Origin of the sequence: Xinfangfangia pollutisoli, from assembly GCF_020179405.1 — a bacterium.
In the GTDB taxonomy this organism is placed as follows: Bacteria; Pseudomonadota; Alphaproteobacteria; order Rhodobacterales; family Rhodobacteraceae; genus Pseudogemmobacter; species Pseudogemmobacter pollutisoli.
Genome location: NZ_JAICBZ010000178.1, coordinates 1 through 1,358 on the forward strand (window position 1 = coordinate 1; position 1,358 = coordinate 1,358).

The window sequence follows — 1,358 nt, forward strand, 5'->3', positions numbered from 1 at the left end:
GCCGCGCCGGGCGGTGGGGCGGGGATCGGCGGGGCGGCCGCCAGGCCCTCGGGCGGATCGGGGCCGTCGAACAGGCCGTGGCGGGTCTTGTCCCAGTAGAAGGGGCGGGTGATCATCTCGGCCAGCGCCTTATAGGCGGCCAGGGCGGCCAGCGGGTGATACAGATGCAGCGTCGGCACCCAAAGCGGCGACAGCCGGTGGCCGCTGCGGCGCAGCGCAACCAGCCCAAGCGTGATCGACAGCGCCTCGGCCAGCAGGAACAGCCCGACCAGCGCCGAAATGCCGCCCGGCGGCAATGCGGCCTGCAGCGGATGCGGCAGGCCCAGCGCCAGGGCCCAGAAGCTCCACAACAGGGGCGCCAGCAGTGCCTGCAGGACCGAGCCCAGGACCATGACCTGAAACCCCAGAAAGCGCCAGGCCCCCAGCTGGCGCCACAGCAGAACCGGATCGCGCGTATGCACGATCCAGGTCATCATATAGCCCTTGATCCAGCGCGAGCGTTGCTTGATCCAGGCGATCGGCCGGCAATTCGCCTCTTCCGCGGTGACGGTGTCGATCAATTCGGTGCGGTAGCCGTGCCGGGCCAGGCGGATGCCCAGATCGGCATCCTCGGTCACGTTATGCGCGTCCCAGGCGCCCAGCTTTTCCAGAACGCTGCGGCGGAAGAACAGCGTCGTGCCGCCCAGGGGCACGGCCAGGCCCAGCCGGGCGATGCCGGGCAGGATCAGCCGGAACCAGCCGGCATATTCCAGCGTGAAACAGCGCGACAGCCAGTTGGTGCGCGGATTGTAATAATCCAGCACACCCTGCAGGCAGGCGACATCCGGGCCGCGGGCATGAAACCGCTCCACCACCTTGCGGATCTGGTCGGGCTCTGGCGCGTCTTCGGCGTCATAGATGCCGACGATGCTGCCCCGGCAATGGTCCAGCGCCAGGTTCAGCGCCCGCGGCTTGGTCTTGATCCGGCCCGGGGGCGCGCGGATCACCCGCATCCAGGGCGGCAGATCGGCGGCGTCCAGGGCGGCGGCGGTGACCTGATCCTCGGCCTCGACCACCAGAATGACATCCAGCAGATCGCGCGGATAATCCAGCCGCGACAGGCGCCGCACCAGTCGGGCGGCAATATCGGCCTCACGGTACAGCGCCACCAGAAGCGAGACTTCGGGCAGGCGGGCGATGCGCGGCGCGGGCGGCTCGGGCGGGGCGGGGGCCAAAGCGGCCAGGGTGGCGGCCAGTTTCAGCGCCATGCCCAGAACCAGCGCCAGAACCGCCGCGCCCAGCGCCAGCAGAACGGCCGCGCGCGGCGCCAGGATCAGAAGCGCCAGCGCCAGCAGCGCCAGCAACGCCACCGCGGCAGA

General features: G+C 70.3%; 1 protein-coding gene. It reads right to left on the bottom strand.

The window, feature by feature from the left end; genetic code table 11:
* Positions 1-1,358: glycosyltransferase (locus K1Y73_RS21905; RefSeq protein WP_225030531.1), on the bottom strand; the 1,358-nt coding region annotated here is incomplete at both ends.